General features: G+C 64.6%; 30 protein-coding genes. 20 read left to right on the top strand and 10 right to left on the bottom strand.

Annotated elements, in window-relative coordinates:
* Nucleotides 1-12: 12 nt before the first annotated feature.
* A complete protein-coding gene (locus CK220_RS02550; RefSeq protein WP_095810020.1) occupies nucleotides 13-1,110 on the top strand; it encodes a substrate-binding domain-containing protein in 1,098 nt (365 codons plus the stop codon).
* A 67-nt stretch (nucleotides 1,111-1,177) separates the two neighbouring features.
* Here CK220_RS02550 and CK220_RS02545 read toward each other — a convergent pair whose 3' ends face one another.
* Genes CK220_RS02545 through CK220_RS02535 form a run of 3 tightly spaced genes read right to left on the bottom strand, consistent with a single transcriptional unit; the run spans nucleotide 1,178 to nucleotide 4,280 of the window.
* A complete protein-coding gene (locus CK220_RS02545) occupies nucleotides 1,178-2,197 on the bottom strand; it encodes a LacI family DNA-binding transcriptional regulator (protein ID WP_176478968.1) in 1,020 nt (339 codons plus the stop codon).
* Nucleotides 2,198-2,245: 48 nt separating this feature from the next.
* Nucleotides 2,246-3,280, bottom strand: a complete 1,035-nt coding sequence (locus CK220_RS02540) for an L-idonate 5-dehydrogenase (RefSeq protein WP_095810019.1) — start codon at nucleotides 3,278-3,280, stop codon at nucleotides 2,246-2,248.
* A 52-nt stretch (nucleotides 3,281-3,332) separates the two neighbouring features.
* Entirely contained in the window at nucleotides 3,333-4,280 is a 948-nt protein-coding gene (locus CK220_RS02535; protein WP_095810270.1) for a 2-hydroxyacid dehydrogenase, read from the bottom strand.
* A 78-nt stretch (nucleotides 4,281-4,358) separates the two neighbouring features.
* Between CK220_RS02535 and CK220_RS02530 the strand changes: the two genes are divergently transcribed.
* From CK220_RS02530 to CK220_RS02510, 5 genes are all read left to right on the top strand, one after another.
* Entirely contained in the window at nucleotides 4,359-5,114 is a 756-nt protein-coding gene (locus tag CK220_RS02530; protein ID WP_095810018.1) for an SDR family oxidoreductase, read from the top strand.
* Nucleotides 5,083-5,619, top strand: coding sequence for a gluconokinase (locus CK220_RS02525; RefSeq protein WP_095810017.1), 537 nt, complete (start codon nucleotides 5,083-5,085; stop codon nucleotides 5,617-5,619). Before CK220_RS02530 ends, CK220_RS02525 begins: the two co-directional genes overlap by 32 nt.
* Complete coding sequence (locus CK220_RS02520; protein WP_095810016.1) at nucleotides 5,616-6,503, top strand: NAD(P)-dependent oxidoreductase; 888 nt, start codon at nucleotides 5,616-5,618, stop codon at nucleotides 6,501-6,503. The genes CK220_RS02525 and CK220_RS02520 overlap by 4 nt, the downstream gene beginning before the upstream one ends.
* Nucleotides 6,500-6,841 (top strand): hypothetical protein, encoded by a 342-nt coding sequence (locus tag CK220_RS02515; protein ID WP_095810015.1) that lies wholly within the window; start codon nucleotides 6,500-6,502, stop codon nucleotides 6,839-6,841. Before CK220_RS02520 ends, CK220_RS02515 begins: the two co-directional genes overlap by 4 nt.
* A gap of 125 nt (nucleotides 6,842-6,966) precedes the next feature.
* Nucleotides 6,967-9,297: a response regulator gene (locus tag CK220_RS02510; protein WP_095810014.1), complete on the top strand. Its 2,331-nt coding sequence runs from the start codon at nucleotides 6,967-6,969 to the stop codon at nucleotides 9,295-9,297.
* Nucleotide 9,298: 1 nt separating this feature from the next.
* Here the strand turns inward: CK220_RS02510 and CK220_RS02505 are convergent, their stop codons facing one another.
* The 3 genes from CK220_RS02505 to CK220_RS02495 form a co-directional block, all read right to left on the bottom strand.
* Nucleotides 9,299-10,159: a lytic transglycosylase domain-containing protein gene (locus CK220_RS02505; RefSeq protein WP_095810013.1), complete on the bottom strand. Its 861-nt coding sequence runs from the start codon at nucleotides 10,157-10,159 to the stop codon at nucleotides 9,299-9,301.
* A gap of 3 nt (nucleotides 10,160-10,162) precedes the next feature.
* The gene (ispG, locus tag CK220_RS02500) at nucleotides 10,163-11,413 is read right to left on the bottom strand and encodes a flavodoxin-dependent (E)-4-hydroxy-3-methylbut-2-enyl-diphosphate synthase (protein WP_095810269.1); all 1,251 of its coding nucleotides are present in this window, start codon (nucleotides 11,411-11,413) and stop codon (nucleotides 10,163-10,165) included.
* A gap of 255 nt (nucleotides 11,414-11,668) precedes the next feature.
* On the bottom strand, nucleotides 11,669-11,848 hold the full coding sequence (locus CK220_RS02495) for a YdcH family protein (RefSeq protein WP_040998838.1): 180 nt from the start codon (nucleotides 11,846-11,848) through the stop codon (nucleotides 11,669-11,671).
* A gap of 235 nt (nucleotides 11,849-12,083) precedes the next feature.
* Here CK220_RS02495 and CK220_RS02490 point away from each other — a divergent pair, with 235 nt between their 5' ends.
* The gene (locus tag CK220_RS02490) at nucleotides 12,084-12,287 is read left to right on the top strand and encodes a DUF465 domain-containing protein (protein WP_067001951.1); all 204 of its coding nucleotides are present in this window, start codon (nucleotides 12,084-12,086) and stop codon (nucleotides 12,285-12,287) included.
* Between the two features lie 25 nt (nucleotides 12,288-12,312).
* Here the strand turns inward: CK220_RS02490 and CK220_RS02485 are convergent, their stop codons facing one another.
* Nucleotides 12,313-13,113 carry an IclR family transcriptional regulator gene (locus CK220_RS02485; RefSeq protein WP_095810012.1) on the bottom strand — a complete coding sequence of 267 codons (801 nt, stop codon included), beginning with the start codon at nucleotides 13,111-13,113 and terminating at the stop codon, nucleotides 12,313-12,315.
* Nucleotides 13,114-13,235: 122 nt separating this feature from the next.
* Here CK220_RS02485 and CK220_RS02480 point away from each other — a divergent pair, with 122 nt between their 5' ends.
* From CK220_RS02480 to CK220_RS02440, 9 genes are all read left to right on the top strand, one after another.
* The gene (locus CK220_RS02480) at nucleotides 13,236-14,108 is read left to right on the top strand and encodes a transporter substrate-binding domain-containing protein (RefSeq protein WP_095810268.1); all 873 of its coding nucleotides are present in this window, start codon (nucleotides 13,236-13,238) and stop codon (nucleotides 14,106-14,108) included.
* Nucleotides 14,109-14,231: 123 nt separating this feature from the next.
* On the top strand, nucleotides 14,232-14,897 hold the full coding sequence (locus CK220_RS02475; RefSeq protein ID WP_095810011.1) for an amino acid ABC transporter permease: 666 nt from the start codon (nucleotides 14,232-14,234) through the stop codon (nucleotides 14,895-14,897).
* Nucleotides 14,897-15,547: an amino acid ABC transporter permease gene (locus CK220_RS02470; protein WP_095810010.1), complete on the top strand. Its 651-nt coding sequence runs from the start codon at nucleotides 14,897-14,899 to the stop codon at nucleotides 15,545-15,547. The genes CK220_RS02475 and CK220_RS02470 overlap by 1 nt, the downstream gene beginning before the upstream one ends.
* A gap of 4 nt (nucleotides 15,548-15,551) precedes the next feature.
* A complete protein-coding gene (locus CK220_RS02465; RefSeq protein WP_095810009.1) occupies nucleotides 15,552-16,361 on the top strand; it encodes an amino acid ABC transporter ATP-binding protein in 810 nt (269 codons plus the stop codon).
* A 69-nt stretch (nucleotides 16,362-16,430) separates the two neighbouring features.
* Nucleotides 16,431-16,892 carry a RidA family protein gene (locus tag CK220_RS02460; RefSeq protein WP_095810008.1) on the top strand — a complete coding sequence of 154 codons (462 nt, stop codon included), beginning with the start codon at nucleotides 16,431-16,433 and terminating at the stop codon, nucleotides 16,890-16,892.
* A gap of 17 nt (nucleotides 16,893-16,909) precedes the next feature.
* Nucleotides 16,910-18,115, top strand: coding sequence for an aminotransferase class V-fold PLP-dependent enzyme (locus tag CK220_RS02455; RefSeq protein ID WP_095810007.1), 1,206 nt, complete (start codon nucleotides 16,910-16,912; stop codon nucleotides 18,113-18,115).
* Nucleotides 18,116-18,210: 95 nt separating this feature from the next.
* Nucleotides 18,211-18,729, top strand: coding sequence for a hypothetical protein (locus CK220_RS02450; protein WP_095810006.1), 519 nt, complete (start codon nucleotides 18,211-18,213; stop codon nucleotides 18,727-18,729).
* Nucleotides 18,730-18,825: 96 nt separating this feature from the next.
* Nucleotides 18,826-19,323 (top strand): 5-(carboxyamino)imidazole ribonucleotide mutase, encoded by a 498-nt coding sequence (gene purE, locus CK220_RS02445; protein ID WP_095810005.1) that lies wholly within the window; start codon nucleotides 18,826-18,828, stop codon nucleotides 19,321-19,323.
* On the top strand, nucleotides 19,320-20,396 hold the full coding sequence (locus tag CK220_RS02440; protein WP_095810004.1) for a 5-(carboxyamino)imidazole ribonucleotide synthase: 1,077 nt from the start codon (nucleotides 19,320-19,322) through the stop codon (nucleotides 20,394-20,396). Before purE ends, CK220_RS02440 begins: the two co-directional genes overlap by 4 nt.
* Before the next feature lie 6 nt (nucleotides 20,397-20,402).
* Here the strand turns inward: CK220_RS02440 and CK220_RS02435 are convergent, their stop codons facing one another.
* Nucleotides 20,403-20,819 carry a lysozyme inhibitor LprI family protein gene (locus CK220_RS02435; RefSeq protein WP_095810003.1) on the bottom strand — a complete coding sequence of 139 codons (417 nt, stop codon included), beginning with the start codon at nucleotides 20,817-20,819 and terminating at the stop codon, nucleotides 20,403-20,405.
* A 336-nt stretch (nucleotides 20,820-21,155) separates the two neighbouring features.
* Here CK220_RS02435 and ykgO point away from each other — a divergent pair, with 336 nt between their 5' ends.
* The 3 genes from ykgO (at nucleotide 21,156) to CK220_RS02420 (ending at nucleotide 23,365) form a co-directional block, all read left to right on the top strand.
* Nucleotides 21,156-21,281, top strand: a complete 126-nt coding sequence (gene ykgO / locus CK220_RS02430) for a type B 50S ribosomal protein L36 (RefSeq protein ID WP_040974291.1) — start codon at nucleotides 21,156-21,158, stop codon at nucleotides 21,279-21,281.
* 110 nt (nucleotides 21,282-21,391) lie between these two features.
* Nucleotides 21,392-22,009: a hypothetical protein gene (locus CK220_RS02425; RefSeq protein WP_095810002.1), complete on the top strand. Its 618-nt coding sequence runs from the start codon at nucleotides 21,392-21,394 to the stop codon at nucleotides 22,007-22,009.
* A 294-nt stretch (nucleotides 22,010-22,303) separates the two neighbouring features.
* Entirely contained in the window at nucleotides 22,304-23,365 is a 1,062-nt protein-coding gene (locus tag CK220_RS02420; protein ID WP_095810001.1) for an alpha/beta hydrolase, read from the top strand.
* Between the two features lie 11 nt (nucleotides 23,366-23,376).
* Here CK220_RS02420 and pyk read toward each other — a convergent pair whose 3' ends face one another.
* Together pyk and CK220_RS02410 are read right to left on the bottom strand one after the other, a co-directional pair.
* On the bottom strand, nucleotides 23,377-24,804 hold the full coding sequence (gene pyk / locus CK220_RS02415; protein WP_095810000.1) for a pyruvate kinase: 1,428 nt from the start codon (nucleotides 24,802-24,804) through the stop codon (nucleotides 23,377-23,379).
* Entirely contained in the window at nucleotides 24,801-25,355 is a 555-nt protein-coding gene (locus CK220_RS02410; RefSeq protein ID WP_176478967.1) for a DUF1036 domain-containing protein, read from the bottom strand. Before CK220_RS02410 ends, pyk begins: the two co-directional genes overlap by 4 nt.
* Nucleotides 25,356-25,534: 179 nt before the next feature.
* Between CK220_RS02410 and CK220_RS02405 the strand changes: the two genes are divergently transcribed.
* Entirely contained in the window at nucleotides 25,535-26,332 is a 798-nt protein-coding gene (locus tag CK220_RS02405) for an N-formylglutamate amidohydrolase (protein WP_095809999.1), read from the top strand.
* Nucleotides 26,333-26,347 lie beyond the last annotated feature (15 nt).

Raw genomic sequence — 26,347 nt, 5'->3', positions numbered from 1 at the left:
GGGAGAAACGATATGCAGCGCAGAACAGTCCTACAACTCGGCATCGCCTGCCTCGCGCTTGGCATCGCCTCGCCGGCCTTGGCCGACCCGATGGCCGACGCCAAGGCGGTCGTCGATAAATATGCCAGCAAGGTCGAGAAGTGGGACGGACCGACGACGGGACCGAAGGGGGCTGCCGGCAAGACCATCGTCGTGCTTGGCGCCGACATGAAGAACGGCGGCATCCTCGGCGTCACCAAGGGTGTCGAGGAAGCCGCAGCCGCCCTTGGCTGGACGGTCAAGACGCTCGACGGTGCCGGTTCCATCGGCGGCCGCACCGCGGCCTTCGGCCAGGCGCTGGCGCTCAATCCCGATGGCATCATCATCAACGGCTTCGACGCCGTCGAGCAGAAGCCGGCGATGGAGCAGGCCAAGGCGGCCAAGATCCCGATGGTGGCCTGGCACGCCGCGCCGACCGTCGGCCCGATCGACGATCTCGGCATCGTCGCCAACGTCTCGACCGATCCAATGGAAGTTTCGAAGGCGGCGGCCGACTGGGCCTTCGTCGACGCCAAGGGCAAGCCGGGCGTCATCATCTTCACCGATTCCACCTACCAGATCGCCATCGCCAAGGCGGACCGGATGAAGAAGGAGGTCGAGGATCTCGGCGGCAAGGTGCTTGAATATGTCGACACGCCGATCGCCGAGACCTCGCAGCGCATGCCGCAGCTCACCACCTCGCTGCTGCAGAAATACGGGGATGAATGGACCCACTCGCTGGCGATCAACGACCTCTATTTCGACTTTATGGGGCCTTCGCTCGCGGCGGCCGGCAAGTCCGGCACCGATGCGCCGATCAACGTCGCGGCGGGCGACGGTTCGGAATCGGCCTACCAGCGCATCCGCTCCGGCCAGTTCCAGAAGGTGACGGTGGCCGAGCCGCTGAACCTGCAGGGCTGGCAGCTGGTGGACGAGCTCAACCGCGCCATGGCCGGCGAGAAATGGTCGGGCTACATCTCGCCGCTGCATGTGGTGACTTCGGACAATGTCGAGTTCGACGGCGGCCCGGACAACCGTTTCGACCCGGGCAACGGCTACCGCGACCAATACAAGAAGATCTGGGGCAAATAGACGCCATCCAGAAGGATCAGCGAGCGGCCGGCGATCATCCCGCCGGCCGTTTGTTTTTTCCGACGCTTCAGGCCGTGTGTCGCACAACAACCCTGGGCGTCATGCCGACCACCACGCGATCGTCGAGCGCTCGCCGCCCGTTGAGCAGGTCGAGCACCAGCTCGGCGACGCGGATGCCGATCTCATGCGCGCCGACGTCGATCGTGGTGATCGAAGGCACCGACTGCTCGGCGAGATCATAGGCGCCGAAGCCGGCAATCGCCACGTCGTCCGGCACGCGGATGCCGCGTCGAACGCATTCCATCAGGGCGCCGAAGGCGGAGAGGTCTGACACGCACATCACCGCCTGTGTGTCCGGCCAGCGCGAGATCATCTCGACCATGGCGGTCGCGCCCTCGCGCATCGAGATCGGCGGCACGCCGGAGGCAATCACGCGCGAAGCGTCGAGGCCGCGGTCCTCCAGCGCCGCGACGAAGCCGCGCCGGCGGTCCAGACCGCGGGTGTCCCGCGAGGTGTCGCCACCGATAAAGCCCAGCCTCGAATAGCCGCGCTGGACGAAATGATCGACCATCAGCCGCCCTGCATCTGCATTGGAAAAGCCGACGACGTGGTTGATGGGGTCGGCCGGCAAATCCCAGGTCTCCACCACCGGAACGCCGGCATTGGCCAGCATCTTGCGGCAGCGCGGCGTGTGCCGGCCCCCGGTGACGATGATCGCTTCGGGGCGCCGCTGCAGCAATTGCCCGACCAGGCGTTCCTCCTCCTCGACATTGTAGTCGGTGAAGCCGAGCAGGATTTCCAATCCGCTGTCGCGCAGGCCCTCGGTCATGCCGCGCACCGTGTCGGCGAAGTTGGCGTTGTTGATCGAAGGGATAGTCACCGCGACGAAGCCGGAGCGCCGCGACGACAGATTGGCGGCGATGCTGTCGAAGACATAGCCGAGTTCTTCAGCCGCCTTGAGGATGCGGTCGCGCGTGTCGGCGCTGACCGAAGCGTCGCGCTTGAAAGCGCGCGACACGGTCATCGTCGAGACGTTGGCGCGATGCGCGACATCGGCCATGGTCGGCCGTTTGGGCGAAGATTGCATGGCCGTACGTTATCGATATCACGGCGGAATGCAACGCGCCGTTGCAGCTCACGCAAACGCGATCTGGACCTTCATCGCCTGGCTGCGGTCGTTGGCGAGCTCGAAGCCGGAAAGCGCCTCGTCGATCGCCACCGAGTGAGTGATCAGCGGCTTCACGTCGATCAGCCCCTTGCGCATCAGTTCGACGCCGACGGTGAATTCGGGATGGAAGCGGAACGAGCCGTTGATCGACAGTTCCTTGGCGGTCACCGCCGACATCGGCAGTGCCATCTCGGCGCCGCCGAGGCCGAGCTGGACGATGGTGCCGCGCGGACGCAGCGCCGCGATGCCTTGCGCCAGCGCCGCCGCAGCACCCGAACATTCGTAGAGGATGTCGAAGGTTCCCTTGTCGGCAAGGTAGGGCGCCAGTCCTTCCGGCTCGCTTCGGCTATTGATGGTCTTGTCGGCGCCGGCGCGCATGGCCATCGACAGCGTGAAATCGGCTATGTCGACGGCGACGATCTCGGCGGCACCCGCGCGGCGCGCGCTGATGATCGACAGCAGGCCGATCGGCCCGCAGCCGGTGACCAGCACGCGCTTGCCAAGCATCTCTCCGGCCCGGCGCGTCGCGTGCAGACAGACGGCCAGCGGCTCGGCCATCGCCGCCTCGCCGGCGGTCAGCCCGTCGGCCGGGATGCACTGAATCGCGTCCGCCACCAGCATTTCACGAAACGCGCCCTGGATATGCGGGAACGGTATGGCGCTGCCGTAAAAGCGCATGTTGAGGCACTGGTTGTGCATGCCCTCGCGGCAATAGCGGCAGCTGTAGCAGGGCCGCGACGGAGACACGGCGACAAGCTGTCCCGTCTGCAGTCCACTCACTCCCGGCCCGAGCCTCTCGATCACGCCGGAGACTTCGTGGCCGAGGATCATCGGCTCCTTCAGGCGCACCGTTCCGAAGCCGCCGTGATTGTAGTAGTGCAGGTCGCTGCCGCAGATGCCGCCGGCGGCGAGACGCAACAGCACCTGGCCCGGCCCCGGCTCCTCGACCGGACGGTCCTCGATGCGCAGGTCTTTGGCGGCGTGGATGACGATCGACTTCATGGCAGGCGAACTCCTCGGACTGTGCAGGCAGGCTTGCGTGCGTAAAACAATTTCACAGCACCGGCGTCAGCAACGGCTGGCCAGCAAAATGGGCGGCAAGGTTGTCCCGTACCAGCTTGCCCATCGCCTTGCGCGTCTCGATGGTGCCCGACGCATGGTGCGGCTGCAAAAGCACGTTGTCGAGCGCCAGGAACCTCGGATTGAGCTTCGGCTCGCCCTCGAAAACGTCGAGCGCGGCGGACCCGAGCGCCTTCTTCTCGAGCGCATCGAGCAGCGCATCCTCGTCGATATTGGAGGCGCGCGAAATGTTGATCAGCATGCCGTCCTCGCCAAGCGCCGCGATCACCTCGCCATTGACGATGTGGCGCGTGGCGGCCGACGCCGCGAGCGTCACGAACAGGAAATCCGAACGGCTGGCCAGGGCGACGGGATCGGCGACGAACTCCCAGTCCGCGGCGAAATCCTTCGGCGCGACGTCGCTGTAGGCGATGTCCATGCCGAAGCCGGCCAGACGCTTGGCCACCTCATAGCCGATGCGGCCGAGGCCGAGCACGCCGGCGCGCCGGCCCCAGACCCGGCGCTTCAGCGGGTAAAGGCCCTTGGAGGCCCAACTGCCGTCGCGCACCCAGCGCTCGGCGCCGATCATGCCGCGCGACAGGCACAGCATCATGGCGATGCCGAGATCGGCAACGTCGTTGGTCAAGACGTCAGGCGTATTTGTGACGCGAACGCCCCGCTCCCGGCAGGCAGCGAGATCGACCGCGTCGAAGCCGACGCCGTAGACGGAGACGACCTCGAGCGCCGGGCACGCCTCGATCATGGCGCGGTTCGCGCCGAGTTCGCCGCGGGTGGCGATGGCGCGGACCTGCGGCCCGACGTCGGCGAGGAAGGACGGCTTGTCGTCGGCGGCGAAATAGCGATGCACCACGAAGGCTTCGTTGAGCGGCACCTCGTCCCACGCGGGATAAGGTCCAACCTGAAGGATGTGGGGCCGCTGCATCGGTTTTCGCTCCATTTGACTTGACAGTTAATGTTATCGATAACATAAAGCGGACAGCGACGAGAGGCAATCGAGAAAATGTCGTCCACCTTGTTCGATCTCACCGGGCGCACCGCGCTCGTCACCGGCTCCTCGCAAGGCATCGGCTTTGCCTTGGCAAAGGGGCTCGCCGACGCCGGGGCCAAAGTGGTCCTCAACGGCCGCGACGAGGCAAAGCTCGCCGTTGCGGCCGCGAAAATCCCCGGCGCTGCGACGCTCGCCTTCGATGCGACCGACCATGATGCCGTTCGCGCCGCCGTCGACGCCTTCGAGCAGGCTCACGGAGCGATCGAAATCCTCGTGAACAATGCCGGCATGCAGTTCCGCACGCCGCTCGAGGACTTTCCCGCCGACGCATTCGAGCGCCTGCTGCAGACCAACGTCGCCAGCGTCTTCCATGTCGGCCAGGCAGTTGCGCGCCACATGATCCGGCGCGGCCGCGGCAAGATCATCAATATCGCCAGCGTGCAGACCGCGCTCGCCCGGCCGGGTATCGCGCCCTATACGGCGACCAAGGGCGCGGTCGGCAATCTCACCAAGGGCATGGCGACCGACTGGGCGAGGCACGGCCTGCAGTGCAACGCCATCGCGCCAGGCTATTTCGACACGCCGCTCAATGCCGCCCTCGTCGCCGACCCGGCCTTCAGCGGCTGGCTCGAAAAGCGCACGCCGGCTGGCCGCTGGGGCAAGGTCGAAGAGCTGGTCGGCGCCTGCGTCTTCCTGGCGTCCGATGCCTCTTCCTTTGTCAACGGACATGTCCTCTATGTCGATGGCGGCATCACAGCTTCGATCTGACCTGCCGCCGCGCATGGTCGTCATGGGCGTCACCGGTTCGGGCAAGACCACGGTCGGCGAGGCGCTGGCCCGTGCGGTCCACGCGACGTATGTGGATGGCGACAAGCTGCACCCCAAGGCCAACATCGCCAAGATGAGCTCAGGCATTCCGCTTGACGACGCCGACAGATGGCCGTGGCTTGCGAAAGTCGGCGAAACGCTGAGGCAGACCAGCGCGCCGGTCATCGTCGCCTGCTCGGCGCTGAAGCGCGCCTATCGCGATTTCATCACCGAACAGGCCCGCGCGCCGGTGCTGTTCATCTATCTCGATGGGTCGCGTGAACTGATTTCCCGGCGCATGCGCGAGCGCACCGGCCATTTCATGCCGACTAGCCTGCTCGACAGCCAGTTCGCGACGCTGGAAGTGCCAGGCGAGGACGAGAATGCGATCGCGGTGGCGATCGACGCGCCGCTACACAATATCGTTGCGGACATAACGACAAGATTGGAGGAGCGACAGTCATGACCAACTTAGTCGCGCTGATCGGCGCCGGCGCCATGGGCGGAGCGATCGGCGAGCGCCTGCTCGCCACCGGCAATCGCCTCCATGTCTTCGATCCTGACAAGGCCAAGGTGGAGGCACTGGTCGTTAAGGGCGCCAGCGCAGCACCCAGCGCCGCCGAGGCCGCAGCCGTGGCCGACTACGTCATTCTCAGCCTCAATTCGGCGCCGATCGTCCGTCGTGCTGTCTTGGGCGAGGCCGGCGTCGCGGCAGGGGCAAAGCCCGGCACGCTGATCATCGACATGTCGTCGATCGATCCCGACGCGACCCGGCAGCTCGCAGCCGAGGCCCGCGAGAAGGGTCTGCGCTGGGTCGACAGTCCGCTGTCCGGCGGCGCGCCGAAGGCGCTCGTCGGCGAGTTGACGCTGATGGCCGGAGGCGAGGAGCAGGATGTCGAGGATGCCCACAACGTCCTGCGTGACGTGGCGGCCAACTACACTCATATGGGTCCGGCCGGCGCTGGCCAGACGACCAAGCTGATCAACCAGGTTTTATGCGCCCTGAACTTCATGGCCGTGGCGGAAGCAACCAGGCTGGCGCTCGACGCCGGCGTCGACGCGCTCAAAATCCCGCAGGCGCTGAAGGGCGGCCGCGCCGACAGCGCCATCTTGCAGGAATACCTGCCGCGCTTCGCGACCCTCGACTACCGCCGAACCGGCCGCATCGACAACATGGTCAAGGATCTCAACGCCGCGCAGGACCTGGCGCGGCGCACGCACACCGCAATGCCGCTGACGGCCCTCTGCGCCGAAGTGCACCGGCTGTTGACGGCCGCCGGACTGGGTGGCGAGGACCAGGCCGCATTGATGGAATTTTTCCAACGCAAGGACGAGGAGCCCGGAGCATGATCACACGCTATGCGCTGTTTGAAGGCAAGGTGAAGGACGGCCAGACCGAAGCCTTCCGCGAGGATGTGATCAGAACCATCCTGCCGAAATGGAAGGCATTCCCCGGAGCGCTCGACGTGCGGGTCAGCTTCGCCGAGAAACGAGACGACGGCGCGCCGGAATTCCCGATGATCCTGGCAATCAACTATCGCGACATGGCCGCGGTCGATGCGGCTCTTGCCAGCCCCGTCCGCGCCGAATCGCGGGCAGCGACCGAGGCTGTCCTGGGCAAATATTTCGAGGGCCGCATTCACCACCACGTCACCATCGCAAACGAGTTTCCGCTGTCGACGGATTGACGTGCTTAAATCTGCCCCTGAGCCCTAAATGCTCAGGCAAGACAGGCAGCCGCACCAACGAAATCTTAATGTAAATCAAGCGTAATCCCGACCGTTAAAATTGTGCGTTTGGGTTGGGGTTGCGCATGCCGGAGTATTCCTCCTTCATCCGGTCGATCCGGGTCCGCTATATTTCGGGATTGCTCGTCTTTGCGCTGGCCTCGGCGGCCATCATGTTCGCGCTCAACCGTGTGAACTCATACCGCCACGAAGTCGATGCCTTAAGCGCCAATTTCGTCATCTTCTCGCGCGACCTGCGCAACGCCACCAATTTCGCCGAGACGACCGGAACGGCCTGGCGGGCCGAAACCCGCGATGGGCTGACCGCAGCCGCGCGCGGCCATTCCGAACGGCTGATGGGCGAGATCGAAATCCTGAACGCGCAGCTCGCGGCAATCAGGCCACGCCTGTCGAAGAATACGCTCAACGCGCTCGAATCCGCTTCGGTGAACGGCGATCTGTTCTGGTCGGCGCGCGACATGGTGCGCAACTTCAACCTGATGTCGGTGGCCCAGACAGTGGACGAATGGAGCTACCGCGAGATCCGCAACCAAAACGATCTTTTCGCCCAGCCGATGCTGGTGCGCGTGCGCACCGCGCTCGATGACGAGCGCCGCCTCGCCGACGACGCCAGCGACCGGCTGCTCTTATGGGCAAGCGGCCTGCTGATCGCCGTCATCGCCATCGCCGCGGTTCTGATCTTCCGGCCGATGGAGAACGCGATCCGCCGCGCCTTCGCCGAAACCGCCGCATCGTTGTTCAAGGCGGAGGCGGCCGACCGGGCCAAGTCGGAATTCCTCGCCAATATGAGCCATGAGATCCGCACGCCGATGAACGGCGTGCTCGGTATGGCCGAGCTTCTCGCCAAGACCGAGCTGACGCCGCGCCAGAAGACCTTCACCGACGTCATCGTCAAATCCGGCAACGCGCTGCTCACCATCATCAACGACATTCTCGATTTCTCGAAGATCAATGCCGGTCAGCTGACGCTCGACCCCGCCCCGTTCCGCCTGGCCGAAGCGGTCGAGGACGTGGCCACGCTGGTCTCGGCCCGCGTTGCCGAAAAGAACCTCGAGCTCATCGTGCGCGTCGACCCGCGCCTGCCTGGCTTCGTCGTCGGCGACGCCGGCCGTTTCCGCCAGATCGTTACCAACCTGCTCGGCAACGCGGTGAAGTTCACCGAGAAGGGGCATGTGCTGATCGATGTCGGCGGCGATGTGGTTGACGGGACCGTCCAGCTCAAGGTCCGCGTCGAGGACACCGGCATCGGCATCCCCGCCGAGAAGCTGCAGAGCGTGTTCGAGAAATTCGCCCAGGTCGACGGCTCGTCCACCCGTCGTCACGAAGGCACCGGGCTCGGCCTTGCCATCTCCGCCCGCCTTGTCGACCTGATGGGCGGCAAGATCGGCGTTGAAAGCGAGATCGGCCGCGGCTCGGTCTTCTGGTTCGCCGTACCGCTGCCGATGCACAAGCAGGAAGCGCGCGACGAGATCGTGCCGGTCGACGTCACCGGCGCCCGCGTCCTGGTCATCGACGACAATCCGGTCAATCGCGAGATCTTGCTCGAGCAGCTGCGCAGCTGGAGCTTCGACTGCGCCGCGGCCGAAAGCGGCGCCGTCGGCCTCGCCTTTCTCGACCGCGCCTGCCAGCTCGGCGCTTCGGTAGACTGTATCATCCTTGACTACCAGATGCCCGGCATGAACGGCGCCGATGTCGCCAAGGCGATTGCCGCCGATAGCCGCCTTTCCTCCATTCCGGTCGTGCTGCTCACCTCGGTCGACCAGGTCGATTTCGGCCGATTGGTGATCGATTTCGGCATCGTCGCGCATCTCACCAAGCCGGCGCGTTCGGCGGTGCTGCTCGGCACCGTGATCTCCGCCATCCAGAAGGCGCGCACGCAAGGCGGCAAGGCGCATTTCGTGCGCGATCCGGTCGTCGTCCAGTCTCCGCCGGCCTTCACCGTCATCCGCGGTCCAGCCGTGCCGGTCCCAGCGGCGCTCGAATCGGCGGTGGCGCCGAGCGGTCCGATCGATATCCTGATCGCCGAGGACAATGACGTGAACCAATTGGTCTTCGGCCAGATTCTCAATGGCCTCGGTCTCAGCTACCGCATTGCCGGCAACGGCCGCACCGCGGTCGAGATGTACCGCTCGCTGCGCCCGCGGCTGGTGCTGATGGACGTCTCCATGCCGGAGATGAACGGTTACGAGGCGACGCGTGCCATCCGCGCCATTGAAGGACAGAACGGCAGCCATACGCCGATCATTGGCGTCACCGCGCATGCGCTGAAGGGCGACCGCGAAAAATGTATTGAGGCCGGCATGGACGACTACCTGCCGAAGCCGGTCTCCCCCGACCGTCTCGGCGCCAAGATCGGCACCTGGCTGAGCGAGACGGTGACGGCGAAGACGGCCTGAGCTATCGGTTTCGCATAACCAGGCACGCCCCGCCGACGCTTTGCAGCTTATTGCAGATGCCGTTGGCCTCGGCGCGCGAGTCGGCGCCGATCCTGACCGCATAGATGCCGCGCCGGCCGATCGGCGTGCGCACGCGGCTGACCACAGGATCATGGCTGGCGAGCAGGGAAGGGAACCGGCCACGAACCCTCAGCCACTGGCTGATCGCGGCGGAGCGGCGGAAATTGCCGGCCACCTGGACGCCCCACGGCTTGACGTTGATCGAGGCCATGGCGACCGTCCGCGACATGATGACCGGCAGCCTGCGACAGGCGACCGCGAAACTGGTCTTCGGATCGAGCGGCTGGATCGTGCCGGCGTAAGCCGTGTCGGAAAATTTATCGACCGACTCGCCCATGACGTCGAAGACATAACTCTCGGTCTCCATCGGCAGGAAGCCGCCGGAGGAGAGCCAGCGCGACACTCGGTTCTCGCCCGCATTGTAGGCGGCCGCCGCCAAGCCGAGATTGCCGTAGCCCGCCTTCATCTCGGCAAGATATCTCGCTGAAGCTGGAATGGCCTGTCCGATGTCGAAGGGATCGGCAAGCCCGCGCAGCTTGGCCGTGCCCGGCATGAACTGCGCGATGCCTTCGGCGCCCACGGGGCTCACCGCATTGGGATCGAAGCGGCTCTCCTTCCAGATCAGCCGGGCGAAGAAATCCTTGGGCAGGCCATTTTGCTCGGCCTGGGTCTCGATCAGGTCACAGACGCGATTGATCAGCCGTTTTGCGGCCGATCGCGACTGCGGCGGATCGGCGAATGCCTGACCGGCAGGGATCAGCGCGCAAATCAGGATCAGTGCCGTCCTGAGCAAGCGCTGCATGGCTCATTCCGCGGCGGCTTTGCCGTGTCCGTACCGCTGCTCGATATAGTCGGCGACCATCTTTTCGAAGTCCTGCGCGATCGAGGGGCCACGCAGCGTCGCCGCCTTCTTGCCGTCGATGAACACCGGCGCCGTCGGCGTCTCGCCGGTTCCGGGCAAAGATATGCCGATATCGGCATGCTTGGATTCGCCGGGGCCGTTAACGATACAGCCCATCACCGCGACCTTGAGGTTCTCGACACCCGGATATTTCTCGCGCCACACCGGCATGTTCTTGCGGATGTCGGCCTGGATGCTCTGGGCCAGCTCCTGGAAGACGGTGCAGGTCGTGCGGCCGCAGCCGGGGCAGGCCGCGACGATCGGCACGAACTGCCGGAAGCCCATCGTCTGCAAAAGCTCCTGCGACACCTGCACCTCGCGCGTGCGGTCGCCGTTCGGTTCGGGCGTCAGCGAGATGCGGATCGTGTCGCCGATGCCCTGCTGTAGAAGAATGCCCATGGCAGCGGAGGAAGCGACGATGCCCTTCGTGCCCATGCCGGCCTCGGTCAGGCCGAGATGCAGCGCATGGTTGGAGCGGGTCGCAAGCTCGGTATAGACGGCGACCAGGTCCTGGACGCCGCTGACCTTGGCCGACAGAATGATCTTGTCGCGGCCAAGCCCGACCTCTTCCGCCATCTCGGCCGACAGGATCGCAGACTGCACGATCGCCTCGCGAGTGACTTCCTGGGCGGTGAGCGGCGAGCCCTGGGCCTGGTTCTCGTCCATCAGCCGGGTCAAGAGCTCCTGGTCGAGCGAGCCCCAGTTGACGCCGATGCGCACCGGCTTGTCGTATTTGATCGCCATCTCGACGATCGCCCCGAACTGGCGGTCTTTCTTTTCCTTGAAGCCGACATTGCCGGGGTTGATGCGGTATTTCGCCAGCGCCTCGGCGCAATCCGGGTGATCGGCGAGCAGCTTGTGGCCGATATAGTGGAAGTCGCCGACCAGCGGCACGTTGACGCCGAGCCGCGCCAGCCTCTCCCGGATGCGCGGCACAGCGGCGGCGCTCTCGTCGCGGTCGACGGTGATGCGCACGATCTCCGAGCCGGCGCGATGCAGCGCCGCCACCTGGGCAACGGTTTGATCGATGTCGGCGGTGTCGGTGTTGGTCATCGACTGCACGACGACGGGCGCGCCGCCGCCGACCATCACACCGCCGACATCGACGCCGACCGATGCGCGGCGCGGGAAAGGAGAAGAAAAATATCCGGTCATGCCGGCCGCCTTCATCTGGAAGTTCCGGGCATGAGGTGGCGGAGCAAAGATGGCTTGTCAATGGCCAGTGAAAGCCACGCTCCGCAAATCGGCTGCGCTTGGTTGGCGGCCGTAGGGTTCAGCAGCCCACATCGGGCTGCGGTTGCACTCCGGGAAGGGTCTGGGAATTTCAGCGTAAACTCACCAGACCGGCGGCATTCTTGCCACCGGTTGGGTTGCACCACGACGGGTGCGGTGATGTTGCCTAGAGGAGTTTCAGTGTGCCGTCGGTTTCGCCTTCAGCTTTTCAATCTCGTCCTTGATTGCCAGCTTGCGCCGCTTGAGAGTGGCGATCTCGAGGTCGTCTACCGAAGGATGATTCATCGCGTCGATAAGCTCACGCTCGATGTCGCCGTGCTTCCGCTGCAGCTCATCAAGATGGGATGCAAGAGACATGATTGGTTCTCCCTTTCATGGATTCCTCGATTGCAGCCGTCTCAGGCACGTCCACCGCAGGTCGCTACTGTGACGGCACGATGACAGTTTGCCACCAACCAATCTCGATGTCGAATGCCGCGTGGTAGCATTCCACGACAATGTGAAATGTGATATCAGCGGCGCGCCGGTCACAAACCCAACCGGCCCCGCCCAAAGGCCCATCCCCGGGCGACGCATACGCAGACGGTAGATAATGTCCGAACAGGAACAGGCTGAGATACGCCTCGAATATTCCCGGCTCAAACAGGAACACGCCGATTTCGACGCCGCCATCAATGCGATGATCGCCATGGGTTGCGACCCGCTGCAGATCCAGCGCATGAAGAAGAAGAAGCTGATGCTGAAGGACCGGCTGATGGCGCTGGAAGACCGCATCATCCCCGACATCATCGCCTGACCCGGCAGCCTCCTTCGCTCGGCGGCTACGGGATCGAAAGCCGCGCGGCGCGGTCACGCAGCAGCGCGACCAGTTCGCCTGTCCGTTCGTCCGACGTGTCGATCGGAACCACCAGGCACATCGTCGCCTCAATCTTCCCCGGCGCTGAAAAGACCGGCGCAGCCAGGCATTTGGTGTAGGCGTCGACAAGGCCCGACGTCACGCAATAGCCGGTGACGCGGGCTTTTGCGATGTCGTCGATGAAGTCGTCGAGGTCGATCTTGCGGCCGTCCGGCAGCACGAGGTCGTCCCGCGAGATCATCGCCTCGATCCGGTTGCGGTCCAGGCCGGCGAGCAGCAGCCGGCCCGACGCGGTCCACGGCAGCGGGATCTGCAGGCCGGTGGCCGAACTGATGCGGAACGGCCTGGTGCCCGGGCTCGAATGGACGATCGTGTAGCGGCCGCTCTGCAGCATGCACAGCTCCGAGGTCTCGCCCGTCTCGCGCGACAGCGTGTCGACCTCCTGCCGCCCGCGCCTGAGCAGGTCGTTTCCGCGCATATAGGCCATTCCGTAGAGGTAAAGCTTCTTGCCGAAATAGACGCGGTTGCCGTCGCCGGCCATCTCCAGGAGACCGGCACCGACCAGCTCGCGCACCAGCGTGTAGGTCGTCGAGCGGGGGGCGTTGAGTCCCTTGGCCAGCTCGCCGATGCCGATCGCGCGCTGCGTGGCATGCAGGAACTCCAGAATGTGCAGCGCGCGGTTGAGACCCTTCTCGCGAGAGTTCGCAGGCCTCTCTTCGTCCGAACTTGCGGCCTGCCACTCGGTCAGTGCTTCGCCATCTTGCATTGTCGATTCCCGGTGTTAGTATCTGTCTTGTACAGGATACATACGTCTCTTGTAAGAGACAATCGTTTTGTCGATTGCTGACGCGTGTATTCATGGGGAACACCACACCAAAGGAGGTCGCCGTGAACGACACATCCGGAAGACGTGATTTTCTGAAACTGGGAATGGCCGGACTTGCCACCGCCGGTGCGCTCACCGCGGTCAGCGCCGAGAAGGCCGCCGCGCAAGCTGCAGCCGATAGCGTGCTGCGCACCGCGCTCGATCGCGGCAAGCTGATCGTCGGCACCGGCAGCACCAATGCGCCGTGGCATTTCGAGAACGATGCCGGCGAGCTGGTCGGCATGGACATCACCATGGGCCGCATCCTCGCCAAGGGCCTTTTCGACGATCCGACCAAGGTCGAATTCGTCATGCAGGATCCGGCGCAGCGCATTCCGAACGTCACCACCAACAAGGTTGACATCACTATTCAGTTCATGACCATGACGGCGCAGCGCTCGCAGTTGATCCACTTCTCGCGCCCCTATTATGTCGAAGGCGTCGCGCTGCTGACGCTGCCCGGCTCCGAGAACAAGACCTTCGACAAGCTGCTGGCGAACGGCTCCGCCACGCGCATCTCGATCCTGCAGAATGTCGATGCCGATAACTCGGTACACTTTGCCCTGCCGCAGGCGCAGGTGATGCAGATCGACACCCAGGCCAACGTGCTGCAGGCGCTGGAATCGAAGCGCGTCGACGCCGCCGCGGTCGACCTCTCCACCGTCCGCTGGCTCGCCTCGCGCAACCCGGACAAATATTTCGACGCCGGCAAGAGCTGGTATTCGATGCTTTACGGCGCGGCCGTCAGGCAGGGCGACCTCGACTGGCTGACCTATGTCAACCAGACCTTCACCATCGCCATGTTCGGCCATGAGACTGCGCTCTACGACGCCGCCTTCAAGGAATATTTCGGCCAGGAGCCGCCGCCGCGCCACCCGGGCTTCCCGGTCATCTGACGAGGCCTGTCTGACTTTAGCCGGCGGAGGGACGCAACAAGCGCCCTTCCGCCTCTTCTCCTCGACACCGGCTCCTGCAGTGACGGATCCTGGATCGTCACCACAGGCCATTGAGACGGACGCATGGGCTATACGCTCAATTTCAACCTGATCTGGCGCCATTTCGACAAGCTGTGGGGCGGACTGCTGCTCAGCCTCGAGCTTGCCGTGATCTCGATAGCCATCGGCATTATCATCGGGCTGGTGCTGGCCGTCTGGTATGTCTCGGCCGGGCGCGTCGTGCGCGGCATCATCGCGTCTTACGTCGAATTCATTCGCAACGTGCCGCTGATCCTCTTGGTCTATCTGGTCTTCTATGGGCTGCCGACCGTCATCGACCTTGCCTACAGCGCGCAGACGTCCTTCGTCGCCACGCTTGCCGTTTACAGCGGCGCCTATCTGGTCGAGGTGTTCCGATCCGGCCTCGAAGCCGTGCCGCGTGGCCAGCTCGATGCCGGCAAGGCGATCGGCCTTACGCCATGGCAGCGGCTTGTCCATGTGCGGTTGCCGACGATGATGCGCATCACCCTGCCGGCGCTTTCGAATACCTTCATCTCGCTGTTCAAGGACACGTCCGTCGCTTCCGTCATCTCGGTGCCCGAGCTGACCTATGGCGCGCAGTGGATCAACTTCAACACCTTCCGCATCGTCGAGGTCTATCTCGTAGTGACGGCAATGTATCTGGTGACAGGTTACGCCTTGCTCTTCGCGCTCCGGCTGGTCGAGCGCTGGTATAGGACGGCGCGCTGATGCTTGGCCAGATCGCTTACGCCCTGCCGTTCCTCGCCGAAGGCTTCGCGCTGACGCTTTGGGTGTCGCTGCTGGTCGTGGTGCTGTCGCTGATTGCCGGCGTTGTCCTCGGCGTCGGCCTGGTCTACGGACCGGCACCCTTGCGTTGGGCGGTGCGCATCTTCAGCGACACCATTCGCGGCATCCCGATCCTCGTGCTGATCTTCTTCGTCTATTACGGCCTGCCCGCCGTCGGCGTCCATCTCCAGTCCTTCTGGGCGGCGGTGCTGGCGTTGACCTTGTTCAAGATCGCGCAGGTCGTCGAATATCTGCGCGGCGCCGTCGCCTCGATCCCGAAAGGCCAGTCCGAAGCGGCGATGGCGATCGGCCTGACCTTTCGCCAGCGGCTTACCTACGTGATTTTCCCGCAGGCCTTCCGCCGCTTCCTGCCGCCTTGGATCAACGGCGTCACCGACGCGGTCAAGGGCAGCGCGCTGGTCTCGCTGCTCGGCATCACCGATCTGATGCAGGCCATCAACCAGGTCATCGGCCGCACCTATGAGGCGATGCCGCTCTATATCCTCGGCGCCCTTCTTTATTTCGCCGTCAACTACGCGCTTTCGCTTGCCAGCCGACGGCTGGAGCAGCGCTTTGCCTTCATCCGGGAATAGCACGATGGCCGCCACTTCCAACAACAGCCCTGCGCTTCTCGATATTGCCGAGGTCTCGAAATCCTTCGGCTCGGTCGAGGTGCTGCGCTCGGTCAGCCTCAAGGTGGCGAAGGGCGAGGTGGTCGCCGTCATCGGGCCGTCCGGCAGCGGCAAGACCACGCTGCTGCGCTGCGTCAACTTCCTCGAAAGCTACGACAGCGGCTCGATCCGCATCGACAGCAAGGAGGTCGGTTTTCGCCCCGGCCCTGCTCGCGACTCCGGCGCGCGCCAGCGCCGCAGCGAGCGCGACTTGGCCGCCATGCGCGCCGAGACCGGCATGGTGTTCCAGAGCTTCAACCTGTTCCCGCATCTGACGGCGGCCGGCAACATCATGCTCGGCCTCACCAAGGTGCGCGGCAAGAGCAACGCCGAGGCGCGCTCGATCGCCGAGCACTGGCTGGGCCGTGTCGGTCTCGCCCATAAGGCCGACAGCCTGCCCGCCGAGCTTTCCGGCGGCCAGCAGCAGCGCGTCGGCATTGCGCGTGCGGTCGCCATGGAACCAAAGATCCTGCTGCTCGACGAGATCACCTCGGCCCTCGATCCCGAGCTCGTCGGCGAAGTGCTGGCCGTGGTGCGCAGCCTCGCCGAGGAGGGAATGACCATGGTGATGGTGACGCACGAAATGGCCTTTGCCCGCGATGCGTCGAGCCGCATCGTCTTCATGGCCGATGGCGGCGTCTCGGCTGTCGGGCCGCCAAAGGAGGTGCTGGCCGCGGAGACCACCAACGAACGCCTCCGCACCTTTCTGGCGCGCTTCCGCGCCTCGCATTTCTGAACTCGGATGGCTCGAACCCATTCATCTTCGACATCGGATGGCCAAGGCCATCCAAGGGAGCCTTCTTCCATGACGCCTTACGCCCGGCTCGCCGAACTCGGCCTAACGCTGCCCGAGCCGCCAACGCCCATCGCCAACTTCGTCACCCATGCCGAGAGCGGCCGACTGATCTTCCTCTCGGGCCAAGGGCCGCTGCGCGCCGACGGCACGCTTTGCACCGGCAAGGTCGGCGAGGACGTGACCGTCGAACAGGCCTATGAGCATGCCCGGCTCACCGGTCTCAACCTGCTTGCGGTCATGCACGCGGCGGCGGGCGACCTCGGGCGCATCGTGCGCGTGGTGAAGCTGCTCGGCTTCGTCAACGCGACGCCGACCTTCAGCGATCACCCGAAAGTGGTCAATGGCTGCTCCGATCTCTTCGCCGATGTCTTCGACAAGATCGGCGGCCACGCACGCTCGGCGATTGGCGTCGGCTCGCTGCCTGGAAACATCACCGTCGAAATCGAAGCGGTCGTCGAGATCGCCGCCTGACATTAGGATCTGCTGTCATGAAAACCTATTCCGAGACCGGCTCCAACACCACGATCCGCGAGCGGCTGGGACTGCGTCCGATCATAAACGTCTCCGGCACGATGACGACGCTCGGCGCCTCGATCATGGTTCCGGAAGCGATCAGCGCCATGGCCGAGATCGCCTCGCAATGGGTGGAGATGGACGATTTGCAGCGCGCCGCGAGTGCGGTTGTCGCCCGCCTCACCGGCGGCGAGGCCGGCTTCATCACCGCCTGCTGCGCCTCAGGCATCACCATGGCGATCGCCGGCGCGATGACCGGCACCAATCTGCTGGCCATCGAACGGCTGCCCGACGACACCGAAGGGCTGAACTCGGAAGTCGTCATCCAGCTCGGCCATATCGTCAATTACGGCGCGCCGATCGACCAGTCGATCCGCGTCGCCGGCGCCAAGGTCATTCCGGCGGGCACCGTCAGCGTCACGCAGGATTACCACGTGCGCGAGGCGATCAACGAGCGTACGGCGGCAGCGCTTTACGTCGTCGCCCACCACACGGTGCAGTACGGCATGCTTTCGCTGGAGGAGTTCTGCGAGATCTGTCACGCCAAGAACGTGCCGGTGATCGTCGATGCCGCTTCGGAATACGATCTGCGGACCTTCCTCGCGCGCGGCGCCGACATCGTCGTCTACAGCGGCCACAAATTCCTGAGCGGCCCGACCAGCGGCATCGTCACCGGCCGCAAGGATCTGGTGCGGGCAGCCTATCTGCAGAACCGAGGCGTCGCGCGAGCCATGAAGGTCGGCAAGGAAAGCATCGCCGGCACCATGGCTGCGCTCGACGCCTGGGAAAAGCGCGACCATGCCGGCAACCGCCGGCGCGAGGAAGCGGCGCTCCATCTGTGGAAGGACGCGCTGCAGGACATTCCCGGCATCGGCGCCGAGATCATCCCCGATCCGACCGCCAATCCGCTCGACCGCCTGCAGGTCTTCGTGCGTCCGGAAAGCCGCTTCAGCGCGGCTGGCCTCGCCTCGGCGCTCGCTGCCGGCTCGCCGCCGGTCATCGTGCGCAACCACGAGGTCGAGCGCGGCCACTTCTTCCTCGACCCCTGCAATCTGCATCCTGGCGAGGCCGAGATCGTGGCCGAAAGGCTGCGCGCCGTGCTGACCGCCAAGGACAGGCCCACGGATGCGATGAAGGTCGCCCGTAAAGAATCGTCGGGCTCGCTGCGCTGGCCGGACTAGGTTCGGGGCGTCCAATCGACTACTTACGGAGGCGACTCACCACCGGGGGATAGCCGTCTATCTCTATTTGAGTCTTGTCGGGAGGAGCGCAGAAAATGGAAATTCCAGGGCTTGGCAAATGCAGGTTTGATGAAGACCAAGGCTGCTATATCAGCAAGCCTATCTCTCTGGCGGTTCTAAGTGGAAAAAAGTGCGCGGTACTTGTTGAAGGATACGACGAAGAGCCTCCCGTGGAAGATTTCCATGAGGCAATCGCCAACTTCCTGGGATCGCCGAATACCGTCCTTACGTCAGCGGAGCCCCACATCTTTAGGTATTATCTAGACGTCAAGGAAAGCATTGAACCGGAAGACGATTTCCCGTCTATCGGTTCGCCCTCTGAGATATGGAAATTCGTTCAGCTTGGCGAAGAGGCCCTCGTCATCCGTCGGGCCGAGGGTGATAACGGCATATACGTCTCACTTGAGTGCAATTGTGACTGGGAGCCTGAGCACGGCCTTCAGATCGTTTTCAAGAATGGCGCCGTCGTCAACAAAATAGGCCCCTATGATGGGCATCTTACGAACTCGGATGCCTACGCCGACAGCACCCTTGAAAGCGTTGTCTATCGCTGATTGCGGCAAGCCGGCGGGAGCGCTGTCATCACCGCAATCCTTGCGGCCTTTAGCGAATTCCGCTAAGGCGCGCCTTTGCCGCCGCGGAGCCATACCTTGACCGATCAGCGTGCCGACGTCGCCATCATCATGGGCAGCCAGTCCGACTGGGCGACGATGCGCCAGGCGGCGGAAACGCTGGACGCGCTGGGCATCCCGCACAAAAGGCTGATCGTCTCGGCACACCGCACGCCGGACCGCCTCTATGAATTCGCCAAGGGCGCCAAGGCGGCCGGCTACAAGGTGATTATCGCAGGTGCCGGGGGCGCGGCGCACCTGCCCGGCATGACCGCTGCGATGACGCCGCTGCCCGTCTTCGGCGTGCCGGTCGAATCCAAGGCGTTGTCCGGCCAGGATTCGCTGCTCTCCATCGTGCAGATGCCGGCCGGCATTCCGGTCGGCACTTTAGCCATCGGCAAGGCCGGTGCTGCCAACGCGGCCCTTCTCGCCGCGGCCGTCCTGGCGCTGAGCGATGAAAAGCTCGCCGCGCGCCTCGATGCCTGGCGCACCGCACAGACCGCCAAGGTCGCCACCGAGCCGGCGGATACCCCGTGAGCCTGGCCCCGGGATCGACCATCGGCATCATCGGCGGCGGCCAGCTCGGCCGCATGCTGGCGATGGCCGCCGCCCGCCTCGGCTATCGCACCATCGTCCTGGAGCCACAGGCCGACAGCCCGGCGGCGCAGGTCGCCAACCGGCAGATCGTCGCCGCCTATGACGATTCGGCGGCCCTTGCCGAACTGGCCGGCGCCAGCGCTGTCGTCACCTACGAATTCGAGAACGTCCCGGTTGCGGCAGCGGAGATCCTCGCGTCGCGCGTTCCGGTTTATCCGCCGGCGCGCTCCCTCGAAGTCGCGCAGGACCGCCTGACCGAGAAGAATTTCCTGAACGGCATCGGCGTTCCCACAGCCGAATTCTGCCCGGTCGATACTGACGACCATCTGACGGTGGCGCTGAAGAAATTCAGTGGCAGCGGCGTGCTGAAGACGCGCCGCATGGGCTATGACGGCAAAGGCCAGCGCGTCTTCCGCAACATGGAGGCCGGCGGCTTTGCCGGCACCTGCGAGGCGATGGGCAATGTGCCGCTGATCCTCGAATCGCTGGTCGCTTTCGAGCGCGAGATTTCGGTGATCGCCGCGCGCGGGCAGGACGGCTCGGTTGCCGCCTACGATCCGGCCGAGAATATCCATCGCGAAGGCATATTGCGAACGTCGACATTGCCGGCCGCCATCGCTCCCGACACCGCATTGGCGGCGAAGGAAGCGGTGGCAAAAGTTCTTGCGGCGCTCGACTATGTCGGCGTCATCGGCGTCGAGTTCTTCGTCCTCGCCGACGGTTCGCTGCTCGCGAACGAGCTGGCGCCACGTGTCCACAATTCCGGCCACTGGACGGAGGCCGCCTGCATCGTCTCGCAGTTCGAACAGCATATCCGCGCCGTCGCGGGCCTGCCGCTGGGCTCGCCTGCCCGGCATTCCGACTGTGTCATGGAAAACCTGATCGGCGACGACATGCTGAAGGTTCCGGCGCTGCTCGCCGAGCCCGACCTGATGCTGCATCTCTACGGCAAGGCCGAGTCGCGACCCGGCCGCAAGATGGGCCATTTCACGCGCATTGAGCGTCGGCGCTAACGCCGACTACTGCATGTCTTCGTCCTCGTCCGGGCTGGCGCAGCTAGGATCGCCTTCCTGGCAGTTGGGGCCGGAGGTGAGTTGCTTGGTGCGCTCGGTGGTCAGCTCCGTCAGGCATTGCGAAACCTCCATCGGGTGGATGGAACCGCCCTCGCTGTCGGCGGTCGAATAGGCGCATTCGGCGTCGCGGAAGGCGATCCAGGCGCGCTGCGCGGTCTGCAGCAATTTGTTGGCCTTCTCGTCGTTGCGGCCGACAATATCCTTGTAGGTGGCGTTGAGCTTGGCATCGGCCGCCTGATAATCGGCATTGGCGCAGATAGTCATCATCGACTGGCTGTCGTCGCTGCGGTCGCAGTCCTCGGCCCATGCAGCCGGAACCGTCGCGATGAGGACAAGGCATGCGGGCAGAAAGAGACGGCGCATGGTAGAACTCCGTTTCGCTGAGAGCATCTTGCAGCCACGGGAATCGCTTGGCGTCGCAGAAATGCGGCTAAAACAACTAGACATCGCTGGAGGGGACCTGTGTCCCGCTCCGGCGTGGCCCGCAACATTCCAGCCGCCTCTGAGTCGCGCAATGCCGCGCGTTTGCGATGGCGAATATTTGATCAGCGCACCATTTGCGGCATAAGAGCCGCCCGCTTGCGGTTGACACGGACAAGGCTCCTCGTTTATGAGCCACGCAAGTTCAAGGCGCGCTTTTTTCGGGCGCGCCTTTAAAATTCGGCCCGGGATCGGGCCCCCGACCGAACAGGCAAGACCATGAAGATCAAGAATTCGCTCAAGGCGCTCAAGGCGCGTCACCGCGACAACCGGCTGGTTCGCCGCAAGGGACGCATCTACATCATCAACAAGACGGCTCCGCGCTACAAGGCGCGCCAGGGCTGAGACTTGCGCGCGGCGCTAGGCGCCGCGCCAGCGATGTCGACTGCCGGTTCGCCGGCCCTCTCACGCTAAAATCATTTTGACGATCCGCCCTCCGGGACTAGATTCCGGACATGCGGATTCTTTTTGCAGTCTTCACTGCCTTCATCTTTTCCGGCACGGCCTGGCCCGCTTCGGCGCAGGATGAGGCTACGCCGCCCGCCGCTTCGCCGCCACCCGCCATCACGCCGCCGCCGGTCGCCTCGACCAGGCAGGGACGGCTCGACCAGCTCTTTGCCGATCTCAGACGCGAGCGCAACGAGAAGGCCGCCGAACGCATCGCCGGCCGCATCTGGAATGAGTGGAACCAGTCCGGCAGCGCCTCGATCGACCTGATGATGCGATGGGCGCAAAAGGCGGCGGAAGACCAGAAATTCGACGTCGCGCTCGATTTCCTCGACCAGGTGGTGACCTTGCAGCCCGATTATGCCGAAGGCTGGAACCGCCGCGCGACGGTGCATTTCCTGATGAAGAACTATGGAAAGTCGATGTCGGACATCGACCACACGCTGCGTCTCGAACCGCGCCATTTCGGCGCGCTCTCGGGCCTCGCGCAGATCATGGCCGAGACCGGCCACAAGCAGTCGGCGCTGGAAGCCTGGCAGAAGGTGCTCACCATCTATCCGATGATGCGCAGCGCCCAGGACCAGGTCTCGACGCTGTCGGAAGACCTGGCGGGCGAGGGCATTTGAGGGGCAGCTCTTCGTCATCCTTGGGCTTGAGCCAGCGACCTATGCCGTGACTTCGATGCGCTGCGACGGTGCAGAACTCGCTCCGCTGCCCTTCGCGCAAGGTAACGGCGTGGATGCCAGGGGCTTGGCGACGGAGCTTCGCTCCTGCTTCGCCCTGACGTTGACAGGCCCGGCCAAGCCGAACGTTTGCGATACTCCACCGAAGCGGGCAATAATTTGGGCTGGCAACAGGCCGCCTACTTGCCAAAATCACCGTTCTGCTAACCTAAACCCACTCGCCCTCGTACTTCCCGCATGTACCTCATCTGCGTCGCGCTCCTCCTCCTCGTTGCGTTCCTCCTCGCCCTTGCCGGCCTTACCCGCGCTGGCGTCTGGCTGATCGAGCGCCGCAATCCGCCCATCGGCGCATTCGCCGACATCGACGGTGCCCGCATCCATTATGTCCACGTCCCCGCGCCTGCCGGCGCCGGTCTGCCGCCTATCGTCTTCATCCATGGCGCCAGTGCCAACCTCAAGGACCAGATGCTGCCGCTGAGGCCTCTGCTCGAGGGCCGCGCCGAAATGCTGTTCCTCGACCGACCGGGCTTCGGCTGGTCGGAACGCGGCAACAACGAAACGCTGGTGGCACAGGCCGACACGATGGCCGCGCTGATGGATCGGCTCGGCATCGCAAGGGCGATCTTCGTCGGCCATTCCTTCGGCGGCGCGGTCACCACCGCCTTCGCGCGCCAGCATCCGGAAAAGACGCTCGGCCTCGTCTTCCTGGCGCCCGTCAGCCATCCGTGGCCGGGCGGCGCGACCGCCTGGTATTACAAATTGACGGCTGTTCCGATGGTCGGCTGGCTGTTTTCCGAGACCATTGCTTACGCCGCTGGCATGCTGCGGATCGGCAATGCCACGGCCTGCGTGTTTTCACCGAACAATGTGCCGAAGGGCTATATCGGCAAGGCTTCGATCCCGCTTGTGCTGAGGCCGCCTGCCTTCCGCGCCAACGCCCGCGATGTGGCCCAACTTTACGACTATGTGCGCGCGGCCTCGCCTGGCTACCGTGAAATCAAGGCGCCGACGTTCGTCATCTCCGGCGATCGCGACAAGGTGGTCTATGCCACGGTCCATTCCGTCGGCCTCGAACGCGACATTCCCGGCGCCGAGCTGGTCTGGGTCGCAAATCTCGGTCACAAGCCCGACTGGATCGCCCCCGACCTCGTCGTCGGCGCCATCGAAAGGGCGGCCGGCGGGCCGGTCGACTTGCAGGCGATGGCGAGCGTCGTGGAAAGCCGGATCGCCGGTGACGCGCAAGGCGCTGACAGGTACCCGGAACTCAAGGTGCCGGACGCCGAGCTGGCGCCGGGCTAAGCTCGGTACCCTTAGTGCGTCTCCGACCCGACATAGGCGATGCGCAGCATGTTGGTCGAACCGGGCGTCCTCAGCGGCACGCCCGCCGTGATGATGACGCGGTCGCCCGGCTTGCCGAAGCCTTCTTCGAGGGCAATGCGGCAGGCGCGGTCGACCATATCGTCGAGGTCGATAGCGTCCTCCGAGACCACGCAATGAGTACCCCACAGAAGCGATAGCCGGCGCGCCGTGTTGACGATCGGCGACAGCGCCACGATCGGTACTTGCGGCCGTTCGCGCGCGGCGCGCAGACCAGTCGTTCCCGAGGCGGTGTAGGAAATGATCGCCGACAATTTCAGCGTCTCCGCGATCTCGCGCGCGGCGAGCGAAATCGCGTCGGCCCCGGTCGCTTCCGGTTCCGAGCGCTGGGCGTTGATGATGCCGGCATAAGTCGGGTCGGCTTCGACCTTGGTGGCGATGCGGTTCATCATGGCGACCGCCTCGACCGGATAGGCGCCGGCGGCGGATTCGGCCGAAAGCATGATTGCGTCCGCGCCTTCGAACACGGCGATCGAGACATCCGAGACCTCCGCGCGGGTCGGCACGGGCGCGGTGATCATCGATTCCAGCATCTGGGTCGCGATCACCACCGGCTTGCCGGCGCGGCGCGCGGCGCGCGTGATCTGCTTCTGGATGCCGGGCACGGCCTCGAGCGGCATCTCGACGCCGAGATCGCCGCGCGCGACCATCAGCGCGTCGGAGAGTTCGATGATCTCGGCCAGGCGCGCCACCGCTTGCGGCTTCTCGATCTTTGCCATGATCAGGGCCCGGCCGCGCGCGATCTTGCGCGCTTCGGCCAGATCCTCCGGTCGCTGCACGAAGGACAGCGCCACCCAGTCGACGCTTGCCGCCAGCACCGCGTCGAGATCGGCGCGGTCCTTCTCGGTCAGCGCGCCGACCGGCAGATCGGTGTCGGGCAGGCTGACGCCCTTCTTGTCGGAGATGCTGGTGCCGGCGACGACCGTGCAGGTGATCGACTTGCCGTCGCTCTTGACCGCCTTGAGCTCCAGCTTGCCGTCATCGATCAAAAGACGGTGACCGGCCTCGACCGAGCTCAGGATTTCCGGATGCGGCAGGTAGACGCGCTTCGACGTGCCGGGTTCCGGATTGTCATCCAGCGTGAAGGTCTGGCCGACGGTCAGTGCTTCCTTGCCATTGGCGAACTTGCCGACCCTGAGCTTCGGCCCCTGCAGATCGGCGAGAATGCCGATCGGCCGCCCGACCGCCGCCTCGACCGTGCGGATGCGGCCGACAAGCGTGCGCATCAGCTCATGGTCGGTATGGCTCATATTGATGCGGAAGACGTCGGCGCCTGCCTCGAAGAGCTTTCGCAGCATCTCCTCGGAGGAGGAAGCCGGACCGATGGTGGCGAGGATCTTGACCTTGCGGTTACGTCTCATTGATTGTTTGTTCCCGGAGCGGGGGCCGCTGGCGCGCCGCCCGTTGCGGGCTCGTCAGTCAGCTGGACCATCCAGCTTGCCTGCTCGCCCGTGTCATATTCCTGAAATCCGGCGCGCTGAAAGCCCCGGGCGACGCAATCATTCACGCCGGCAATCTTGAACTCTTTTTCGGCGACGCACATGTTGATCGGGCCGTCCCAACGCCCGCCGCGCTCGGCGTCTTCTGCATAAAGATAGTAAAACCTTGATGACAGTGGCCCCTCGATGAGCGTCTTGCAGGTCGACCCCTCGATGTGCCACCAGCCCTCGGTGATCCAGCCGGCCTTCGCCCGATAGCCGATGCCGACGCCAACCAGGTTCTGCGTCGCGTTGCAGACGCGGAAATCGGCGCGCGCCGGCGAGGTCGCGGCTAGCGTGCACAGGCTCGCGCCAAAGATCAGGAGCGGCAGGGTCAGGCGCTTGCGCAGCCTGCCGGCGAAACCCAATCCAAAACCCTTGGCGAACCACATCTGCATCTCTCGAAGCACCTTTTCAGCAAACTCCGGGCGCATGTCAACGCGCCGTTTTGTTCAATTCCAATCGATTTAGAAGGGTCCGGCGGACGATTTGGCGTCCGATCCGGGATTCTTTGCAGAAACCGTGGCCAAACAACGGCATTGCGCCTCAGTCCTCTTCGTGGAATGACGATACCACCCCGCCCGGACACCAGCGAACAGACCCTTTTCAGCCGATGACCCGATCCACAGCTTTCGCGCCCTTCGACATCGTCGAGGGCGACCGTAAGAAGGGCATCGTGCTTCTGGCCGATCACGCCCGCCGCGACCTGCCGGAAGAATATGGCAGCCTCGGCCTGCCGGCTGCCGAGTTCGAGCGCCACATCGCCTATGACATCGGCGTCGAAACGATAACGCGCGAGCTGGCGGCGGCTCTTGACGCGCCGGCCGTGCTGGCCGGCTTCTCCCGCCTTCTGATCGACCCCAACCGGGGCGAGGACGACCCGACGCTGATCCGCCAGCTCTATGACGGTACCGTTGTGCCGGGGAACTATCCCATGGCCGCCGAGGAGCGGGAGAGACGGCTCGACCGCTTCTACCGGCCCTATCACGACGCCGTCGGGGCGATGATTTCCTCGGTGGCGCACGCCTCCGGCAAAGCGCCGTTCATCTTCTCGGTGCATTCCTTCACCCCTCGCATGCAAGGCTTCATCCGCCCCTGGCATGTCGGCATCTTGTGGGACCGCGACGACCGCGTTGCGCGGCCGCTGATCGACATGCTGGCCGAAGACAAGGCGCTCATCGTCGGCGACAACGAGCCCTATGACGGCGCGCTGCGCGGCGACACGATGTTCCGCCATGCCATTGTCAACGGCTATGCCCATGCGCTGCTCGAGATCCGCCAGGACCTGATCGCCGACCGCGCCGGTGCTGTTCAATGGGCAGAGCGATTGGCCCCGATCGTTGACGCCATCGACCGCCGAGCCGATATACACGAGGTGAAGATGTTCGGCTCGCGCACCGGGCCGGTTTGAAACCGGGGACCACGA

This window comes from Mesorhizobium sp. WSM3860 (assembly GCF_002294995.1).
Taxonomy (GTDB): Bacteria; Pseudomonadota; Alphaproteobacteria; order Rhizobiales; family Rhizobiaceae; genus Mesorhizobium.
Note: the sequence above shows the minus strand (reverse complement) of the source record. Positions and strands in the feature narration are given on the sequence as shown.

Excerpts from the sequence above, each read along its gene's own strand:
- CK220_RS02420 (WP_095810001.1), top strand. The coding sequence starts at position 22,304 with ATGTACCTCATCTGCGTCGCGCTCCTCCTCCTCGTTGCGTTCCTCCTC.
- CK220_RS02455 (WP_095810007.1), top strand. The coding sequence starts at position 16,910 with ATGAAAACCTATTCCGAGACCGGCTCCAACACCACGATCCGCGAGCGG.
- CK220_RS02435 (WP_095810003.1), bottom strand. The coding sequence starts at position 20,819 with ATGCGCCGTCTCTTTCTGCCCGCATGCCTTGTCCTCATCGCGACGGTT.
- CK220_RS02470 (WP_095810010.1), top strand. The coding sequence starts at position 14,897 with ATGCTTGGCCAGATCGCTTACGCCCTGCCGTTCCTCGCCGAAGGCTTC.
- CK220_RS02530 (WP_095810018.1), top strand. The coding sequence starts at position 4,359 with ATGTCGTCCACCTTGTTCGATCTCACCGGGCGCACCGCGCTCGTCACC.
- CK220_RS02505 (WP_095810013.1), bottom strand. The coding sequence starts at position 10,159 with ATGCAGCGCTTGCTCAGGACGGCACTGATCCTGATTTGCGCGCTGATC.
- CK220_RS02410 (WP_176478967.1), bottom strand. The coding sequence starts at position 25,355 with ATGCGCCCGGAGTTTGCTGAAAAGGTGCTTCGAGAGATGCAGATGTGG.
- CK220_RS02515 (WP_095810015.1), top strand. The coding sequence starts at position 6,500 with ATGATCACACGCTATGCGCTGTTTGAAGGCAAGGTGAAGGACGGCCAG.
- CK220_RS02535 (WP_095810270.1), bottom strand. The coding sequence starts at position 4,280 with ATGCAGCGGCCCCACATCCTTCAGGTTGGACCTTATCCCGCGTGGGAC.
- ispG (WP_095810269.1), bottom strand. The coding sequence starts at position 11,413 with ATGACCGGATATTTTTCTTCTCCTTTCCCGCGCCGCGCATCGGTCGGC.
- ykgO (WP_040974291.1), top strand. The coding sequence starts at position 21,156 with ATGAAGATCAAGAATTCGCTCAAGGCGCTCAAGGCGCGTCACCGCGAC.
- CK220_RS02545 (WP_176478968.1), bottom strand. The coding sequence starts at position 2,197 with ATGCAATCTTCGCCCAAACGGCCGACCATGGCCGATGTCGCGCATCGC.
- CK220_RS02450 (WP_095810006.1), top strand. The coding sequence starts at position 18,211 with ATGGAAATTCCAGGGCTTGGCAAATGCAGGTTTGATGAAGACCAAGGC.
- CK220_RS02510 (WP_095810014.1), top strand. The coding sequence starts at position 6,967 with ATGCCGGAGTATTCCTCCTTCATCCGGTCGATCCGGGTCCGCTATATT.
- CK220_RS02540 (WP_095810019.1), bottom strand. The coding sequence starts at position 3,280 with ATGAAGTCGATCGTCATCCACGCCGCCAAAGACCTGCGCATCGAGGAC.
- CK220_RS02485 (WP_095810012.1), bottom strand. The coding sequence starts at position 13,113 with ATGCAAGATGGCGAAGCACTGACCGAGTGGCAGGCCGCAAGTTCGGAC.
- CK220_RS02525 (WP_095810017.1), top strand. The coding sequence starts at position 5,083 with ATGTCGATGGCGGCATCACAGCTTCGATCTGACCTGCCGCCGCGCATG.
- CK220_RS02465 (WP_095810009.1), top strand. The coding sequence starts at position 15,552 with ATGGCCGCCACTTCCAACAACAGCCCTGCGCTTCTCGATATTGCCGAG.
- CK220_RS02495 (WP_040998838.1), bottom strand. The coding sequence starts at position 11,848 with ATGTCTCTTGCATCCCATCTTGATGAGCTGCAGCGGAAGCACGGCGAC.
- pyk (WP_095810000.1), bottom strand. The coding sequence starts at position 24,804 with ATGAGACGTAACCGCAAGGTCAAGATCCTCGCCACCATCGGTCCGGCT.
- CK220_RS02475 (WP_095810011.1), top strand. The coding sequence starts at position 14,232 with ATGGGCTATACGCTCAATTTCAACCTGATCTGGCGCCATTTCGACAAG.
- CK220_RS02520 (WP_095810016.1), top strand. The coding sequence starts at position 5,616 with ATGACCAACTTAGTCGCGCTGATCGGCGCCGGCGCCATGGGCGGAGCG.
- CK220_RS02490 (WP_067001951.1), top strand. The coding sequence starts at position 12,084 with ATGTCCGAACAGGAACAGGCTGAGATACGCCTCGAATATTCCCGGCTC.
- CK220_RS02425 (WP_095810002.1), top strand. The coding sequence starts at position 21,392 with ATGCGGATTCTTTTTGCAGTCTTCACTGCCTTCATCTTTTCCGGCACG.
- CK220_RS02460 (WP_095810008.1), top strand. The coding sequence starts at position 16,431 with ATGACGCCTTACGCCCGGCTCGCCGAACTCGGCCTAACGCTGCCCGAG.
- CK220_RS02550 (WP_095810020.1), top strand. The coding sequence starts at position 13 with ATGCAGCGCAGAACAGTCCTACAACTCGGCATCGCCTGCCTCGCGCTT.
- CK220_RS02405 (WP_095809999.1), top strand. The coding sequence starts at position 25,535 with ATGACCCGATCCACAGCTTTCGCGCCCTTCGACATCGTCGAGGGCGAC.